Source organism: Streptosporangium sp. NPDC049644 (assembly GCF_040675205.1).
GTDB classification, from domain to species: domain Bacteria; phylum Actinomycetota; class Actinomycetes; order Streptosporangiales; family Streptosporangiaceae; genus Streptosporangium; species Streptosporangium fukuiense.
Genome location: NZ_JBFAOJ010000006.1, coordinates 1 through 14,612, shown reverse-complemented (window position 1 = coordinate 14,612; position 14,612 = coordinate 1). Strand labels below are relative to the sequence as shown.

Here is a 14,612-nt window from a genome sequence, read left to right as displayed (position 1 = left end):
GGTTAGCCGAGCTCCCCGGGCTTCTTACCGAACCACTTGACGAAGATCTGCTCGTAGGTGCCGTCCGCCTTGGCCTCGGTGATCGCGTCGTTGATCGCCTTGAGCAGGACCGGGTCGGCGCCCTTCTTCAGGCCGACGCCGTACTGCTCGCCGGTGTCGAGGCTGGCGACCAGCTCGAACTTCTCCGCGATCTCGGGCTTCTTCAGCCAGGTCAGGACGACGGGAAGGTCCTGGACGATCACGTCGACCTGGCCGGACTGCAGGCCGAGCAGCTCCTTGGGAGAGTCGGCGAACTCCTTCGGGTCCAGGCCCTTGCCCTTGACGTAGTCGAGGCCCGTGGTCGAGGCCTGGGCGCCGAGCTTGAGGCCCTTGGCCTTGACCTCGTCAAGGGTCGCCACGCCGGCTCCCTTCTTGGCCAGCAGTGCCTGCGTGGCGTCGAAGTAGGGCTCGGAGAAGTCGATGTTGGCCTTGCGCTCCTCGGTGATCGTCATACCGGCGGCGGCCACGTCGCACTTGCCCGCCGCCATCGCCGCACCACTCTTGATGACGGCGAAGTCGATGTCGACGATCTCCTGGGTCAGGCCGAGCTTCTTGGCCGCCAGGTCGACGATGTCGACGTCGAAGCCGACGACCTTCTCGCCCTCCTTGAACTGGAAGGGCTCGTAGGGCAGGTTGGTGCAGGTGGTCAGCTTGCCGGGGGTGATCACCTGCGGGCCGGCCGCGGCCGCGGGAGCGCTTGCCGAGGCACCATCGCTCGGGCTCGCGCTGGTGGTCTCGCCACCGCCGCAGGCCGTGAGGCCGAGCGCACCGGCGACGACCATGGCGCCCACCGTGATCGCACGACGGGAAACAAAACTCAGGCCCACAAAGGCCTCCTTACGGTCAAATGTCGCTTCTTTTATGGATACCTCAATGCAGGTCATGCTCCATCACCTGCGTAATCGTGCAGATCACCGGTATGACACAATTCGGACAACAACCGTGTCAGGAGCCCCACCCCGATCCACCCTGCTCCCGCCGCGGACCGGGATACGGGCACTTGCCGGATCGTCAACGCCGGCCGGGCCGGTCGTTGAACTTCGGGGTCCGACTCGGTTACGTTGCCCGATGTGCGCGCCCCCCTGATCCTGTTCACCGGTGTCGTTCTCGCCGTCACCGTCCTGTCCGGCTGCACCGCGGGGAGACCGGCCGCATCCGCCTCCCCCTCCGCCTCCCCCACCCCGACCTACGAGCTCCCGCCGCGCCCGGTACGACCGGGCGAGAGCCCCATCAGGGCCGCGCCGGTGACCGACGGCGACACCCGGCTCCAGGTGATCGGCCTGCAGAAGGGCCTGAGCGGCTTCTTCGGCAGCCACGCCGAGTGGCAGGCCAAGGGCCAGTACGTGGTCGTGCGGATTCTCGTGGAGAACCCCGGGCGCACCAACTCACGCTTCGACGCCAAACGGCAGCGGCTCATCACCGCCGACGGCACCGGCCACACGATCGACAGGTTCGCGCAGGCCACCAAGCGGCAGCCGGACACGCTCCCGCTCGGTGCCGGAGTCAGGATCGAAATGGACCTGTGGTACGACATCCCCGCTGACGCGAAGGTCACCGCGATCAGGCTGTTCGGCGACCCGCCCCTCGGCGTGGGGGGCACCACCGACGGCGTGCAGGTGCCGCTGTCCTGAGCCTCCCCGACATGGGTGGGCCCGCCGCGCCGACGCGCGGCGGGCCCGGCCCTGCCGTGAAAGGCACCGATCAGGTCGGCTCCTCCGGCGCGGAGGCGGAGCCGGGAGCACCCGCCGCCTCCTCGACCAGGTCGTGCGCCGCTCCACCGCCCAGATAGGCGGCCTGCACGGCCGGGTCGTTGAGCAGCTCGTCCGCGGGTGCGCTCTTGACCACCTGCCCGGTCTCCAGGACGTAGGCGCGGTGGGCCAGCTTCAGCGCCTGCTGGGCGTTCTGCTCCACCAGCAGCACCGTGGTGCCCCGGCGGTTGATCTCCTCGATGATCGAGAAGATCTGCTGCACGATCAGCGGCGCCAGACCCATCGACGGCTCGTCCAGCAGGAGCAGCTTGGGCTTGGCCATCAGCGCGCGGCCGATGGCGAGCATCTGCTGCTCACCTCCGGACATCGTGCCGCCCATCTGGGTCCTGCGCTCCAGCAGGCGAGGGAAGAGCTCGTAGACCTCGTCCAGGTCGGTGCTGAAATCACCCGAGCGGGTGTAGGCGCCCATGAGCAGGTTGTCCTGCACCGTCATGCCCGGGAACACGCCCCGGCCCTCGGGCGCCTGCCCCAGACCCGCGACGACCCGCTGGTGGCCGGGCATCTTGCTGATGTCGTTGCCGTCGAAGGTGATGCTCCCCGACGACAGCGGGCGCAGGCCGGAGATCGTCTTCAGGGTGGTGGTCTTACCCGCCCCGTTCGCCCCGATGAGCGTGACGATCTCGCCCTCGTTCACCTCGACCGAGATGCCCTTGAGCGCCTCGATCTTGCCGTAGTGGACATGGATGTCCTTGACCTCAAGAAGCATCGGCGGGAGCTCCCAAATACGCCTCGACGACCCGGGGGTCGGTCCGCACCTCGTCCGGCAGGCCATCGGCGATCTTCTGGCCGAAGTCCAGCACCGCGATGCGGTCACTGATGCCCATGATGAGGCTCATGTCGTGCTCGATGATCAGAATCGTCCGCCCGGCGTCGCGGATGTCCCGGATCAGCTGCTGCAGCGCCACCTTCTCCGCCGGGTTCATACCGGCGGCGGGCTCGTCCAGCAGCAGCAGCTTCGGGTTGGTCGCCAGGGCGCGGGCGATCTCCAGACGGCGCTGGTCACCGTAGGGCAGGTTCTTGGCGTGGTCCTGCGCGCGGTGCGAGATGCCGACGAAGTCGAGCAACTCCATCGCCAGTGCGCGCCCCTCGCGCTCGGCCTTGCGGTGCCAGGGAAGCCCCAGCGCCACGCTGACCATGCCCGACCTGTGGTGCGCGTCCGCGCCCACCATGACGTTCTCGATGGCCGTCATGTTGTGGAACAGGCGGATGTTCTGGAACGTGCGGGCGATACCCCGCTTTGTGATCTTGAAGCGTTTGACGCCGCTGATCTTCTCGTCCAGGAAGCGGACCTCGCCCTCGGTCGGCTGGTAGACCCCGGTCACCACGTTGAAGACCGTGGTCTTGCCGGCGCCGTTCGGGCCGATGAGCGCGAAGATCTCCCCTTCCTTGATGGTCAGGTCGACCTCGCGCAGCGCCGTGACACCGCCGAACCGCATCACGAGGTTCCGCAGCTCCAACATGGTGCGACCGCTCCGCTCCGCCTGTGCCACCTCCGAGGTCACAGTGGCCGGATTCACCTCGGCGCTCACTTGGAGGCCACCTCCTCAACCTGCGAATCGGGCCCGGGGACCTCGGCCCCGAGCGTACCCATCCCGCCTGTTCCCTCCTGCAACTCCGCCTTGCGTTGACGCGACGGCAGCAGACCCTCCGGACGGAAGATCATCAGCGCCACCAGCACCGCACCGAAGATCAGCATGCGGTACTCCTGCAGACCACGGAACCGCTCGGGCAGCCAGGCCACCAGGAAGGCGCCCAGCATGACACCCGGCAGGTTGCCCGAACCACCCATGACCACCGCGGCCAGGATCGTCGCCGACAGCAGGAACTGGAAGTCGTTCGGGTTGATCGAGATGGCCTTCGCCGCCCACAGCACGCCCATCGCGCCACCGATGGAGGCACCGATCGCGAAGGCGAGCATCTTGAAGCGGAACGTCGGCACGCCCATGACCTCGGCCGCGTCCTCGTCCTCACGGATCGCCGCCCAGGCACGCCCGACCCGGCTCTTCTCCCAGCGCTTCACCAGGATGATCACGATGACGGCCAGCGCGACCAGCAGGTAGTAGTAGGGGCGCGGGTCCAGCACGCCGTACTTGAGCGGATCCACCCCGAACACCTCGGAGAAGTTGATCCCGAAGAGACTGAAGTCCTCGATGCTCGGCGGGTGCGGAATGCCGCGGATGCCGTTCGGGCCACCGATCTCGTCGGTGTTGCGGGCGGTGATACGAATGATCTCGCCGAAACCCAGCGTGACGATCGCCAGATAGTCACCGCGCAACCGCAGCGTCGGAGCGCCCAGCGTGAGACCCGACAGGGCACAGATCCCGATGCCGACCACCAGGATGAGCCAGAAGTTCCAGCCCAGCCGGGTGCCGATCAGCGCCATCGCGTAACCGCCCACGGCGTAGAACGCGACGAAACCCAGGTCGAGCAGACCCGCCTGGCCGACCACCACGTTCAGGCCGATCGCCAGGACCACGTACGTCCCGATCGGGAAGAACAGGATGCTAGCCCAGTCGGTGTAGGGCGACATGATGGGGGCGAGGCTCTCCGACGGCAGCAGCAGTGCCCCGATGATCAGGAACACGTACAGGATCCAGCGCTGCCAGCCGGGAGTGCTCAGCCAGCGATCGTGCACGGCGTCGCCGAAGCGACCGAGACCGTTACGGAAACCTGCCAGGGAATTCTTCTGGTTCATGCGCGCGCCTGCTGGAGTGATTCACCGAGGATTCCGGTGGGGCGGAACATCAGGACCAAGACGAGGATGGTGAAGGAGATCACGTGCTTCCAGTCGGAGCCGAAGAAGATGGCTCCGTAGTTCTCCACCAGCCCGAGCGTGATTCCACCGACCAGGGCGCCGCGCAGGTTGCCGATGCCACCCAGGACCGCCGCGGTGAACGCCTTGATACCGAAGAGGAATCCGACAAAGTAGTGCGTGTTCTCGTACGAGATCAGATAGAGCGCACCCGCCACACCGGCCATGCCACCGCCGATGAGGAAGGTCATCCGGACGATCCTGTTGATGTCGACGCCCATCAGCACGGCCGCCTCGGGGTTCTGCGCGGTAGCGCGAATACCCCGGCCGATCTTCGAGCGGTTCACCAGGGCGTCCAGCGCGATCATCATGCCGATCGCCGCGAGGATGACGAATATCTGGTCGATCCGGACAGGATGCCCGAAGATCGAGAAAAGTTCGCTCCGCTCCATCAGCCGGGGCAGAGCCATCTGGATACGACCCTGCTCCGGACGGTTGAAGACCTCCGGGATCACCAGGAGCGCGAACAACTCCTGGAGGAAGATCGAGGCGCCGATCGCCGAGATCAGCGCCGCCAGTCGGGACGCGCCGCGCTTGCGCAACGGCCGGTAGGCGATCCGCTCCAGCGCGATCGCGGTACCCGCCGAGGCGAGCATGCCGGCCAGGATCATCGCCACCACGACACCGACCAGCGCGATGCCGGTGAGCGGGGAGTTGATGCCGAACACGAACGGCACCAGCATCGCACCGAACGTACCGATCATGAAAACTTCTGAATGCGCGAAGTTGATCAGCCGCAGCACGCCGTACACCATGGTGTAGCCGAGCGCGATCAGGGCGTAGATCGAGCCGAAGGCCAGGCCGTCGATCGTCGCCGGCCAGAACTGATTGATGAAGTCATTGAGCACTAGGGTTTACCACTTCTAGCGGGGGTCGCCTGCACTTCCGGGTAGCACACCGCCTCCAGCAGAACCTCGTGGACTCTCTGGAAGTACGCGAGAAGCGGGAACGCACTGCGCGTTCCCGCTCCCCGCGCGCCGACTACCTAATCTCCTTCAGCGCCGGACTAACCCAGCTTGGCCTCGTTGGCCTTGCCCAGCAGGCCGATCGCGCCGTCCTTGACCTGGTAGATGTAGATGTCCTTCGCAGCGACCTCACCGTTGGCCTCGAACTTGACCTGCTTGGAGACACCCGCGAAGTCCACCGTGGCGATGAACTCGTTGATCTTCTCGGCCGTGGTGTTGCCCGCCTTGATCGCCTCGACGAAGACCGTCGCGGCGTCGTAACCCTCGGCCGCGTAGATGGCCGGGTCGGCGCTGTAGGCGGCCTTGTAGGCCTCGGCGAACGCCTTCACCTTGGCGTCGGTCACATCCGGGGTCGCGATGTAGCACGGGCAACCGACCAGCGCGCCCTCGGCGTTCGCGGCACCGGCGCCGTCGATCAGACCCTTGTCCAGCGAACCGTCACCGGACAGGAACTTCGCGTCCTTGACACCCTTGTCGCGGAGCTGCTTGAGCAGGTTGCCGCCCGCGGCGTAGTAACCACCAAAGAAGATCGCGTCAGGCTTGGCGGCCGCGACCTTGTTCACCACCGAGGAGAAGTCGCTCTCGGTCGGGTCGAGCGAGTCGGTCGTCAGCTTCACGCTCTTGGCCTCAAGCGCGCCCTTGACCGCGTCGGCCAGCGGCTTGCCGTACTCGGATTTGTCGTCGATGACGAAAACGTTCTTCGCGGCGAGACCCGTCGCGATGAAGTCACCGATGCCGGGACCCTGAACGTTGTCACTCGGCAGCACGCGGTGCCAGTACTTCCAACCGTTCGCCGACAGCGCGGCGTTGGTGGCGGACGCCGAGACGCTCGGCAGCTTCGCCTCCTCCAGCACCGGCGCCACCTGGGCGGACTCACCGGAGAACGCGGGACCGATCAGGCCGACGATCTTGTCGGTCTTGATGGCCTGCTGGGCCAGGGCGACCGCCTTCGACGGGTCCGCCTGGCTGTCGTACTCGACCAGCTCGATCTTCACAGCCGGGTTGGTCTTGTTGTACTCGTCGATGACGAGCTTCGCACCGTTCCGGGGGGGAATGACGATGCCGGCGTTGGCGCCGGTCAGGTCTCCCATGAAGCCAAGCTTGACGGTACCGGGGGCGGCAGCACTGGAGCCACCCTCAGCCGGCGTGGCTTCCGTACCACCGTCACCGCAGGCAGCGAGACCGAGGGTGAGCGCCACACCGGCGGCAAGCACTCCACCGAGGCGTGCAGTCTTAGGCCGCAAGGTTGCCTTCCTTTCGCCCGTTCCCTCGTCAGGACCGGGTTCACAGATGCCCTTCCCTGGCGGGTGGCCAGGGGGTTGTGTCGGTTAGTACAGCCAGCCGATGTCACGGGTCGATACAGGACGGCCTACCGTTACCGTTTCTTTACAACACCGATCCTTTTCGGCTATCAGATGCAAAAGCCATGGTCACTGGCAACCTCGCCACCTCCACGACCCGTCGTCCCGGCCCCCAGAAAGCCCACATCGCCTCCCCCGCGGGCCACACCCCCGACAGGCACGGACTTGCGGAAAGGGGCGCAGAGTCCGATTCAGGGCTCCTCCGCCCCCATCTCCGAGCCGCCCGCGTCCGCGTCCGCGACCACGAGCTGCGCGACCTGCCGCATGCTCAGCCTGCGATCCATCGACGCCTTCTGAATCCACCGGAACGACTGCGGCTCACTCCACCCGTGCCGCGCCATCAACAGACCCTTCGCCCGCTCCACCAGCTTGCGCGTCTCCAACCGCTCGGAGAGCGTCCCGACCTCCCGCTCCAGCGCGGCGATCTCCTGGTGCCTGCTGACCGCCATCTCGATCGCCGGCACCAGATCCGACTTCGTGAACGGCTTCACCAGGTACGCCATCGCCCCGGCGTCCCTCGCCCGCTCCACCAGGTCACGCTGCGAGAAGGCCGTGAGAATGAGACACGGCGCGATCCGCTGCGACACGATCTGCTCGGCCGCCGAGATCCCGTCCAGGACGGGCATCTTCACATCCAGGATCACCAGATCGGGCCGCCGCTCCATGGCCAGCTTGACCGCCGACTCCCCGTCCCCGGCCTCCGCGACGACCTCGTATCCTTCTTCCTCTAGCATCTCCTTGAGGTCGAGACGGATCAGTGCTTCATCTTCCGCGATCACCACTCGCCGCTGCGTACTCACGAGCAAGAGAGTACCGACGTCCGCTAGATTGGGACCACGTCGGCTACCGAAAGCGATCTACTTCTAGGTAAGCTCTTAGCTGGCACACAAGAACCGGACAAGTCCGGAAATATGCCCCGATAGACCAACGGCAGAGTCGATGGCCTCAAAATCCATTCAGTGTGGGTTCGAATCCCACTCGGGGCACAGTTAGCTGGGCCGGTCGATGAGATCGACCGACTCAGCCACCTCCAACGCGATCTGTAGTCACGCGAAAACTGTCGGTAGCGCCTGGCATGGTGATCCCATGCACCCCCGCGAAACCGTCGACCGCGCTCTCCACCTCTCAACACTCGGCCTCATCGACCGGCAAGTCGCCGAACTCTGCAAAGTTTCCATTGGAGCGGTCCAGAAATGGAGAACCGGAGCGCGAAGAGCCCATTAAGACGAGGACCGCAGGCGACACCGCTCCTGTCCCCGCTGCCACGAGCGACCACTCGACGAGGCAGCCTATGCCTATCTTCTGGGGCTGTACCTCGGTGACGGCCACATTGTGCTGTGCCGCAAAGGCGTCTATCGGCTTTCCCTAGCCTGCTGCGAAACCTGGCCAGGGCTTATAGAAGAAGCGGCCGACGTGATGACTGCTGTGATGCCCACCTCTTCGGTAGGCCGACGACAGAAAAGTGGCTGTGTGGAGATCCAGAGCCACTCAAAACACTGGACATGTCTCTTTCCTCAGCATGGTCCTGGACGCAAGCATCTACGAAAGATCTCACTGGAAGACTGGCAGAGGAAGATCTTCGAGATGCATCCAGGCCGATGTGTCCGGGGCCTGATGCACTCGGATGGATATCGAGGTATGAACCGTGTTCGTCATCACCTCAACGGCAGCGATCACTGGTACGAGTACCCGCGTTACCTCTTCAAGAACGAGTCGAAGGACATCCTCGAACTATGCGGTGAAGCACTTGACCTCCTTGACGTGGCCTGGCGCTATTCGCGCTACAACACCATCTCCGTAGCCAAGCGGGCCGCCGTTGAGCGGTTGGACGAGTTCGTGGGGCCGAAGTACTGAGGTGGTGCGGTGGGGGGCACCCCGGCGGGCGAGTAGGTTGCTCGCAAGACGGCGTGACAGAGGGGGATGTGTGGAGATCGTGGAGAACGGCCAGGCGGAGCCGAGCGGTTCCGGTGCCGGGCGGGTGTGTCTTCCGGAAGGGGTGCTGCTTCGCGGGCACGGAGTGGTGCTGCGGGAGTGGGAGGAGGGTGATCTGGGGGCGATGGTGAAGCTGTTCGACGACCCCGAGGTGGCGTACTGGACGCCGCTGGTCTCGCCGTTCGATCCGGAGGCGGCGCGGGCCTATCTGGATCGGGCCCGGCAGCGGCGGGCGGCCGGGGAGCGGCTGCAGTTGGCGATCACCGTGGACGGGGGGGAGCCCATGGGCGAGGTGTTGCTGATGTTGAGCGGTCTTGGCCTGGACGTCGCGGAGATCGGTTACAGCGTGGGGGCCGCTTTCCGGGGGCGGGGGCTGGCGCGGGGGGCGGTACGGGTGATGACGGAGTTCGCCCGTGACACGGTGGGGGTGTCGCGGTTGCTGCTGGAGATCGAGGCGGGTAACGCGGCGAGTGTGGCGGTGGCCCGTTCGGCGGGATACCGGCTGACGGACGCGCCGCCGGTTCCCTCCGAGGAGAAGGGCCGGCCGATAGCGCTGCAGACGTGGGAGTACGGGGATGGAGAATCATGAGCACACTCGCTGAGCGGACCATCGCGGCCCTGCGTACCACCCATGACGGGCTGGCGGCCTTCGTCCGCGGCCTGGACGGCGCCGATCTGGCCCGGCCTTCGGCCTGTTCGGAGTGGAGTGTCGCCCAGGTGCTCAGCCATCTCGGCAGTGGCGCGGAGATCGGTCTGGCGACGTTGCGGGCGGCGCTGGGCGGTCAGGAGGCTCCGGGCCAGGATTTCAACCACGAGGTCTGGGATCGGTGGAACGCGAAGGCTCCCGAGGCGCAGGCCGGGGATTTCCTCGTCGCGGACGCGGAGATCGTCTCGGCTTTCGAGGGGCTTGACGCGGATGCCCGCGAGCGGCTCCGGGTCAAGCTGGGATTCCTGCCCGCGCCCGCTGATGTCGCTCTGGTGGCCGGGATGCGGCTGAACGAGGCCGCCCTGCACTCCTGGGATGTGATGGTCGCCTTCGATCCGGCGGCCGTCGTGGCGTCGGACACGGCCGGGGTGCTGACCGATCTGTACTCGGGGCCGCTTGATTTCATGGTCGGTTTCATGGGCAGGCCCGACGCCCTCGATCCGCGTCTTGCCACGACTCTCCGGGTCGAGACGAGTGATACCGAGCGGGTGCTGGGTCTCACTCTCGGCGAGACCGTCGGCTTCAGTGAGGTTCCCGACCCGGCCGACGTCCTTTCGCTCCCGGCGGAGGCGTGGGTGCGGTTGCTCGGCGGCAGGCTCGCTCCCGAGCACACTCCGCCGTCGGTGACCGTCACCGGTGACGGTGTCACCCTGGACGATCTCCGCCAGGTGTTTCCGGGGATCTGACGCCCGGGGGCCCGAGGTGCCCGCTCAGGCCTCCGTCATGGACCTGAAGGACGATGCGCGGCCCCGGCGGGCCGGTCCGTGCTCTGGGCGGATGTGGCCGAGGCCGGCCCGCTCACGGCGTGGTGAACCGGTAGCGGGTCGAAGGCGGTGCGCGGTACCTGGAGATGCCCCTCGAAGACGGGTACGGCCACCGCCGGAGCGGTGGCCGTACGCGCGTGTGTCGTTCAGGTGGGGTTGGAGACCGCCGCTCCGATGGTGTGCACGCGCAGGGCGTTGGTGGAGCCCGCGGTGCCGGGAGGGGCGCCGGCCACGATGACGACCTTGTCGCCCTTCTGCAGGCGGGAGTGGGCCAGTAGTGCGGCCTCCACCTGGCGGACCATGTCGTCGGTGTGGTGGACGAACGGTACCTCGAAGGTCTCCACGCCCCAGGTCAGCGCGAGCTGGTTGCGGACGTGGCTGGCGGAGGTGAAGGCCAGCAGCGGGATCGGGGAGCGGTAGCGGGCCAGGCGGCGGGCGGTCTCACCGGACATGCTGAACGCCACCAGTGCCTTGGCGCCCACGATGGCGCCGACCTCGGCGGCGGCGCGGGCGATGGCGCCGCCGGTGGTCTCCGGCAGCCGTTCGAGGCTGTGGGTGGCCTGGAGCGAGCTCTTCTCCGCGGTGGTGGCGATGCGGCTCATGGTCTCGACGACCTCGATGGGGTAGTTGCCGACCGAGGTCTCCCCGGAGAGCATGACCGCGTCGGCGCCGTCCATGACGGCGTAGGCGACGTCGGAGGCCTCGGCCCGGGTGGGGCGCGGTGCGGTGATCATCGAGTCGAGCATCTGGGTGGCGACGATGACGGGGCGGGCCTTCTCGCGGCAGAGCTCGATGGCCCGCTTCTGCACGATGGGCACCTCTTCGAGGGGCAGTTCGACGCCGAGGTCGCCGCGGGCGACCATGATGCCGTCGAAGGCCTCGATGATCTCGGGGAGCCGCTCCACCGCCTCCGGCTTTTCGATTTTGGCGAGCAGCGGGAGGCGGATGCCCTCCTGCTCCATGATGTTGCGCACCACGTCGGCGTCGGAGGGGCGCCTGACGAAGGAGAGGGCGACCAGGTCGAAGCCGGTGCGCAGGGCCCAGCGCAGGTCGGTCTCGTCCTTGTCGGTGAGGACGGGGGCGCTGACCTTGACGCCCGGCAGGTTGAGGCCCTTGTTGTCGGAGATCATGCCGCCGATGATCACGCGGGTGGTGACGCGCTGGCCCTCGACCCGGGTCACCTCCAGGCGGACCCGGCCGTCGTCGACCAGGATGTTGTCTCCGGGGTGGACGTCCTTGGGGAGTCCCTGGTAGGAGGTGGAGACCTGCTCACGGTCGCCGGGGACCTCCTCGGTGGTGATCGTGAAGACGTCACCGAAGCCGAGGCGGACGGGGCCTTCTTCGAACTTGCCGACCCGGATCTTGGGGCCCTGGAGGTCGGCCAGCAGACCTACGCCACGTCCGAGCTCGGCGGCAGCCTCCCTCACCCTGTCGTAAACCTCCTTGTGCAGCTCGTGGCTGCCGTGGCTGAGGTTGAAACGGGCCACGTCCATCCCGGCCGCGATCAGTTCGCGGAGACGTTCGGGAGAGGAGGTGGCGGGGCCGAGAGTGCAGACGATTTTCGCGCGACGAGTCACGGATCCCACCCTAATTGGTACAGACCACTTGGTCGTGACGTTGGTCATGGCGGCGATGAAAAATTCGGTGACATCAACGCTACCGTCAGTGAACGGGAGGTTGCGAATCGCCCCTCGCCTCACGCTCACCGCACTCTGTCTTATCGGTGACCTAAAGCTCGGAGGCCCGTGGTCACTCGTAGATGAGTTCTTCGATGACCAGTCCGGCGCCGATGCCCAGCAGCCAGAGGTCCTTGACGATGGGGAGGCCCTGCTGGGTGGGGCGCAGGCCGCCTTCCTCCCGCATGCCCGGTGTCTTGAGGTAGAGCCCGAGCAGTCCTCCGGCGAAGGCGGTCAGCCCGGCGCCCGCCAGCAGCGAGGGCACCGCGGGGACCAGCAGTGCCGTACCCAGGGCGATCTCCGCTGTGGAGAGCAGTTTCACGAACCGTGTCGCTTCGATCTTCTTGAGGAACGGGTAGGTCCCCGCCGCCATCCCGTGGACTCCCGCGGCGGTCTCCTCGTCGGCGGACCACTTGCTCAGCCCCGAGTTCAGGATGATCACACCGGCGGCGGCCCGGGGTGGAAGCTGGTGGGGGCGCGCTAGAAGTCTCATGGATCCTCACAGTGGCGAGATGAGGCCGGAAAATCGTTCTCCTTCCCCGGCCTGACCGCTCCACCCGCCTGTTGATCCTCTTTTGAACGTGACAAAACGAACATAACGGAGCGCCGTTTCCGTCGCGGCCGGTGTTCTCGTCGGGTAGCCGCGTTGGCCCCGGCCTCTGTCGGCGGCACCTCACAGCCGGAGCGGCGCGGACCCCTGGGGCGACACCGACGGGACCTCAGGGAGCTCGGTGCGGCCTCAGGGGGTGACGGAGGCCGCCTGGGCGGCGTTGACGATGCCGTGGCCGTAGAAACCGTTGCGCGCCTTCGACCCCTCGCACTTGTGAACCTCGTCCGCCAGGAGGTCGATCTTGTAGACGTACTTGCGGGGTGAGGGGCAGGCCTTGCTCGTGGCGGTGGCGTACAGCAGGCGCTGGACGTCGGCGGGGGGCATGGTGAGGCCGCTCTTGTCCGGCTTGCCGAAGCGGCTGATCAGGATGGCGGCCACGCCGGTGGCGTGCGGGGCGGCCATGGAGGTGCCGACCAGGTACTGGTAGTAGGCGCAGACGTTGTCGCGGCACTCCCGGATGATCGACCTGTCCTTCGGCGTGCCGTCGGCGCTGATCTGTCCCTTGGCCCGCAGCGCGTTCTCCGGGGCGGCGGCCAGGATGCCCTTGGTGGTGTCGTAGCGGGCGCTGCCGTCGAACTCGTCGCCGCCGGGTGCCGACAGGTCGGTCTGCTCGAGGCCGTAGTCGGAGTAGTAGGCCTTGCGCTTGCTCGGGCCGACCGAGGAGACCGAGATGACGCCCTTGGACTCGGCCGGGACGTTGAGGCAGGAGTTGTCGACCTTGCGGGTGCGCTCGGCCTCCTTGGGGTAGTCCGGGCTGGTCTCGTCCGTCTTGGGCCTGCCGAGGTCGGTGGAGCCGTTGCCGATGGCGCTGATGAGGGTGACGCCCCGCTTGCGGGCGTAGTCGAGGGCGCGCTGCATGCCGGTGATGACGCCGCGCTGCTCCAGTTGCTCGGCCTTGGAGTCGGCGGGGTTGGCCTTGCAGTTGAACAGCCACGGGTCGACGTAGAAGCTCATGTTGACCACGTCGATCCCGGCGTCTGCGGCGTAGGTGAGCGCCTCGATGCTGGGCTTGAGGAAGAACAGGCCGGAGTCCCGGCCGGCGCGCAGGTTCACCAGGGAGACCCCGGGGGCGACGCCGGCGACGCCCCGGCCGTTGACCGGCGAGGCGATGGTGCTGGCCACGTGGGTGCCGTGGCCGTCGTCGTCCCAGTCGACCGGGTCCTTGCAGTTCTTGAACTCGCAGGGCCCGTCGAGGGTCTTGCCGTTGGGGTCCTTGGGCCGGTCGGTCACGAAGTTGCGGCTCAGGGCGTAGTTGAAGTTGGGGGCGATGTCGGGGTGCCTGCCGTCGATGCCGGTGTCGATGACGCCGACCAGCACCTTCTTGCTGCCGGGGGCGGTGGCGTGGGAGCCGTCCGCGGTGGCGCCGATCATCTTCATGTCCCACTGGCGTTCGGCCAGCGGCTCCGGGGCGCCGGTTCCGGCCTCCCTGGTGCCCGGAGTACCGCTCTGCCCGAGGGCTCCGGAGGGGGGAAGGGCCGCGGGGATCGCGGCGGCGGAGCCGATCCTGCGGTCGGAGGAGACTCCCACGACGGCGTCGCTGCCGACGAGGTTCTCCACGAACCGGGAGCCTGGGCCGCTGGCGACGACGTAGCCGAGTCGCGTCTCCGTGGACAGCGCGGTGCCGCCGCTCGCGTCGATCGCGTCGATCGCGCGGTCGTGGGCGCCGTCGGCGTAGAAGACCAGGTACTCGCGGGCCTGGCTCGCGACCGGGCCGGCTCCGCCGTCCAGGGCTCCCGCCGTGAGGGTGGCCGCCAGGGCGAGAACCGTTCCCGCGCCCGTCAGCCTTCTGATCCCGCGTCTCATCGATCCTCCGCACCTGGCCTGATCACGAAAATCTATCCTTCAGGGATACGCACGACAAAGCGAACTCAATATCCGCTCTGCGCGTTCTTCCGTGAAGGGGTCGGTGAGACGGCCGGTACACAGGCGTTCCCGGGTGCGGTTCCGCACCCGGGAACGCCCGGACGTGGTCCAAACG

General features: G+C 67.0%; 14 protein-coding genes and 1 tRNA gene. 5 read left to right on the top strand and 10 right to left on the bottom strand.

The window, feature by feature from the left end; genetic code table 11:
• Positions 1 to 2: 2 nt before the first annotated feature.
• Complete coding sequence (locus tag AB0J58_RS04785; protein ID WP_343968753.1) at positions 3 to 866, bottom strand: ABC transporter substrate-binding protein; 864 nt, start codon at positions 864 to 866, stop codon at positions 3 to 5.
• Positions 867 to 1,109: 243 nt separating this feature from the next.
• Here AB0J58_RS04785 and AB0J58_RS04780 point away from each other — a divergent pair, with 243 nt between their 5' ends.
• Complete coding sequence (locus AB0J58_RS04780) at positions 1,110 to 1,670, top strand: DUF4352 domain-containing protein (protein WP_364210292.1); 561 nt, start codon at positions 1,110 to 1,112, stop codon at positions 1,668 to 1,670.
• Between the two features lie 70 nt (positions 1,671 to 1,740).
• Here AB0J58_RS04780 and AB0J58_RS04775 read toward each other — a convergent pair whose 3' ends face one another.
• The 6 genes from AB0J58_RS04775 to AB0J58_RS04750 form a co-directional block, all read right to left on the bottom strand.
• Positions 1,741 to 2,514 (bottom strand): ABC transporter ATP-binding protein, encoded by a 774-nt coding sequence (locus AB0J58_RS04775; RefSeq protein ID WP_364210289.1) that lies wholly within the window; start codon positions 2,512 to 2,514, stop codon positions 1,741 to 1,743.
• Positions 2,504 to 3,268, bottom strand: a complete 765-nt coding sequence (locus tag AB0J58_RS04770) for an ABC transporter ATP-binding protein (RefSeq protein ID WP_343968930.1) — start codon at positions 3,266 to 3,268, stop codon at positions 2,504 to 2,506. The genes AB0J58_RS04775 and AB0J58_RS04770 overlap by 11 nt, the downstream gene beginning before the upstream one ends.
• A gap of 65 nt (positions 3,269 to 3,333) precedes the next feature.
• Positions 3,334 to 4,503, bottom strand: coding sequence for a branched-chain amino acid ABC transporter permease (locus AB0J58_RS04765; RefSeq protein ID WP_364210286.1), 1,170 nt, complete (start codon positions 4,501 to 4,503; stop codon positions 3,334 to 3,336).
• Positions 4,500 to 5,468 carry a branched-chain amino acid ABC transporter permease gene (locus AB0J58_RS04760; protein WP_030919336.1) on the bottom strand — a complete coding sequence of 323 codons (969 nt, stop codon included), beginning with the start codon at positions 5,466 to 5,468 and terminating at the stop codon, positions 4,500 to 4,502. The genes AB0J58_RS04765 and AB0J58_RS04760 overlap by 4 nt, the downstream gene beginning before the upstream one ends.
• 158 nt (positions 5,469 to 5,626) lie before the next feature.
• Positions 5,627 to 6,784, bottom strand: coding sequence for a branched-chain amino acid ABC transporter substrate-binding protein (locus AB0J58_RS04755; RefSeq protein WP_364210664.1), 1,158 nt, complete (start codon positions 6,782 to 6,784; stop codon positions 5,627 to 5,629).
• A gap of 353 nt (positions 6,785 to 7,137) precedes the next feature.
• Entirely contained in the window at positions 7,138 to 7,725 is a 588-nt protein-coding gene (locus AB0J58_RS04750) for a response regulator (RefSeq protein ID WP_364210661.1), read from the bottom strand.
• A 134-nt stretch (positions 7,726 to 7,859) separates the two neighbouring features.
• On the opposite strand from AB0J58_RS04750, the gene AB0J58_RS04745 reads away from it, so the two are divergent.
• From AB0J58_RS04745 to AB0J58_RS04730, 4 genes are all read left to right on the top strand, one after another.
• Positions 7,860 to 7,932: transfer RNA gene (locus AB0J58_RS04745), tRNA-Leu, on the top strand.
• A gap of 652 nt (positions 7,933 to 8,584) precedes the next feature.
• A complete protein-coding gene (locus AB0J58_RS04740) occupies positions 8,585 to 8,800 on the top strand; it encodes a hypothetical protein (RefSeq protein ID WP_364210282.1) in 216 nt (71 codons plus the stop codon).
• A gap of 70 nt (positions 8,801 to 8,870) precedes the next feature.
• Positions 8,871 to 9,467 (top strand): GNAT family N-acetyltransferase, encoded by a 597-nt coding sequence (locus tag AB0J58_RS04735; protein WP_364210279.1) that lies wholly within the window; start codon positions 8,871 to 8,873, stop codon positions 9,465 to 9,467.
• Entirely contained in the window at positions 9,464 to 10,270 is an 807-nt protein-coding gene (locus AB0J58_RS04730) for a maleylpyruvate isomerase N-terminal domain-containing protein (RefSeq protein WP_364210276.1), read from the top strand. The genes AB0J58_RS04735 and AB0J58_RS04730 overlap by 4 nt, the downstream gene beginning before the upstream one ends.
• Positions 10,271 to 10,494: 224 nt before the next feature.
• On the opposite strand, the gene pyk is transcribed toward AB0J58_RS04730, so the two are convergent.
• The 3 genes from pyk to AB0J58_RS04715 all read right to left on the bottom strand — a co-directional run bounded on the left by pyk (position 10,495) and on the right by AB0J58_RS04715 (position 14,437).
• Positions 10,495 to 11,925: a pyruvate kinase gene (gene pyk / locus AB0J58_RS04725; protein WP_364210273.1), complete on the bottom strand. Its 1,431-nt coding sequence runs from the start codon at positions 11,923 to 11,925 to the stop codon at positions 10,495 to 10,497.
• 172 nt (positions 11,926 to 12,097) lie between these two features.
• Complete coding sequence (locus tag AB0J58_RS04720) at positions 12,098 to 12,517, bottom strand: hypothetical protein (protein ID WP_364210270.1); 420 nt, start codon at positions 12,515 to 12,517, stop codon at positions 12,098 to 12,100.
• Between the two features lie 246 nt (positions 12,518 to 12,763).
• Positions 12,764 to 14,437 carry a S8 family serine peptidase gene (locus AB0J58_RS04715; RefSeq protein ID WP_364210267.1) on the bottom strand — a complete coding sequence of 558 codons (1,674 nt, stop codon included), beginning with the start codon at positions 14,435 to 14,437 and terminating at the stop codon, positions 12,764 to 12,766.
• Between the last annotated feature and the right edge of the window lie 175 nt (positions 14,438 to 14,612).

Bases quoted from the DNA above. Each gene is read 5' to 3' on its own strand.
- AB0J58_RS04765 (WP_364210286.1), bottom strand. From the start codon at position 4,503: ATGAACCAGAAGAATTCCCTGGCAGGTTTCCGTAACGGTCTCGGTCGC.
- AB0J58_RS04715 (WP_364210267.1), bottom strand. From the start codon at position 14,437: ATGAGACGCGGGATCAGAAGGCTGACGGGCGCGGGAACGGTTCTCGCC.
- AB0J58_RS04740 (WP_364210282.1), top strand. From the start codon at position 8,585: ATGAACCGTGTTCGTCATCACCTCAACGGCAGCGATCACTGGTACGAG.
- AB0J58_RS04775 (WP_364210289.1), bottom strand. From the start codon at position 2,514: ATGCTTCTTGAGGTCAAGGACATCCATGTCCACTACGGCAAGATCGAG.
- AB0J58_RS04720 (WP_364210270.1), bottom strand. From the start codon at position 12,517: ATGAGACTTCTAGCGCGCCCCCACCAGCTTCCACCCCGGGCCGCCGCC.
- AB0J58_RS04770 (WP_343968930.1), bottom strand. From the start codon at position 3,268: ATGTTGGAGCTGCGGAACCTCGTGATGCGGTTCGGCGGTGTCACGGCG.
- AB0J58_RS04730 (WP_364210276.1), top strand. From the start codon at position 9,464: ATGAGCACACTCGCTGAGCGGACCATCGCGGCCCTGCGTACCACCCAT.